The sequence below is a fragment of the Streptomyces sp. NPDC006265 genome (assembly GCF_040613555.1).
Classification (GTDB): Bacteria; Actinomycetota; Actinomycetes; order Streptomycetales; family Streptomycetaceae; genus Streptomyces.
In genome coordinates this window covers 1-1,597 of sequence record NZ_JBEXSH010001352.1, presented here as the reverse complement: position 1 = coordinate 1,597, position 1,597 = coordinate 1, and the positions used below count along the sequence as shown (strand labels likewise).

Here is a 1,597-nt window from a genome sequence, read left to right as displayed (position 1 = left end):
GTCACCGTTGGACGGCTGGGGCAGCCCCAGGTCGGCGTTCAGCTCGCGGAAGATGTTGATGAGGCTGCCGGGCAGCGGCCGCACCTCGGGCGCGACCGAGAACGACAGCCCCACCGCGTGGCCCGGAGTCGGGTACGGGTCCTGACCGACGATCAGGACGCGTACGTCGTCGAAGGGCTGCTGAAAGGCTCGCAGGACGTTCGCCCCGGCCGGGAGGTAGGTGCGTCCGGCGGCGATCTCCGCGCGGAGGAAGTCCCCCATCACGGCGACGCGTTCGGCCACCGGTTCCAGGGCCTTCGCCCAGCCCGCTTCGACGATCTCATGCAAGGGTCGTGGTGCCACGGGCGTCACCCTACTGCCGTACGGGCAGCGGCGATCAACCGGTGGCCAACGCCTGTGCGCACCCTCGTCCCCCGTCTCGTCCGCGCCTCAGCCGACGAGCGCGGCCCGCACGCACAGCACGTCCGGCAGATGCGAGGCGAGCTGCTGCCAGCTGTCGCCGTCGTCCGCCGAGGCGAACACCTCGCCGTTGCGGTTGCCGAAGTAGACGCCCGCCGGGTCGGCGTCGTCCGTGCACATCGCATCGCGCAGCACCGTGCCGTAGTGGTCCTCCTGCGGCAGGCCCGCGGTGAGCGGCTCCCAGCACTTGCCGGCGTCCGCCGTCCGGTAGACGCGGCATCGGTGGTCGGCCGGGACCCGGTCGGCGTCGGCGTTGATCGGGAACACGTACGCCGTGTCGCCTCGGTGCGGATGCGCCGCCACCGCGAAGCCGAACGTGGACGGCAGGCCCTCGCCGATGTCCGTCCAGTGCGCGCCCGCGTCGTCGCTGCGGTACACCCCCCAGTGGTTCTGCAGATACAGCCGGTCCGGGGAGGCACCGTCGCGCGTGACTTTGTGCACGCACTGGCCGAACTCCGGGTTCGGGTCGGGCAGGAACACCGCCGAGACGCCCGAGTTGGAAGGCGCCCAGCTCGCGCCGCCGTCCAGCGTGCGGAACACGCCGGCGGTCGAGACGGCGACGGTCACCGCCTTCGGGTCGCGCGCGTCGGTGAGCACGGTGTGCAGGCCCTCACCGCCACCGCCCGGCACCCACTTCGACCGCGTGGGATGCTCCCACAGCGGCCGGACCAGCTCGAACGTCTCCCCGCGGTCCTCCGAGCGGTACAGCGCGGCCGGTTCGGTGCCCGCGTACACCACGTCCGGCTCGGCGGCGGCCGGGTGCAGCTGCCACACCCGCTCCAGGGACGCCCCGGTGTCCTTGGGGAACTTGACGGCCGGGCGGGCCGGTTCGGTCCAGGTCCGGCCGAGATCGTCGGAGTGGAACACCGACGGGCCCCAGTGCGAGCTGTCGCCGCCCGCCAGCAGCCGCGGGGTGCCGGTCCTGGTGTCGATGGCGACCGAGTACACGGCCTGCGCGTTGAAGTAGGGGCTCTCGTCGAACTCCCAGGAGCCACCACCTCGCCGGCGCCCGATGAACAGGCCTTTGCGCGTGCCCACGGCGAGCAGTACCTCGGTCATGCCGATCACCTCCGCGGCGTCGTCCTTGACGCCCTTGTCCCGAACACCGGTCAGTCTGCACCCGACCACTGACAGTCAC

General features: G+C 72.0%; 2 protein-coding genes. Both read right to left on the bottom strand.

What is annotated here, in order from left to right:
- The coding region (locus tag ABZ281_RS48760; RefSeq protein ID WP_356665219.1) for a uracil-DNA glycosylase at positions 1 to 342 on the bottom strand (342 nt) is incomplete at its 3' end.
- Positions 343 to 429: 87 nt separating this feature from the next.
- The gene (locus ABZ281_RS48755) at positions 430 to 1,587 is read right to left on the bottom strand and encodes an exo-alpha-sialidase (protein WP_356665217.1); all 1,158 of its coding nucleotides are present in this window, start codon (positions 1,585 to 1,587) and stop codon (positions 430 to 432) included.
- Between the last annotated feature and the right edge of the window lie 10 nt (positions 1,588 to 1,597).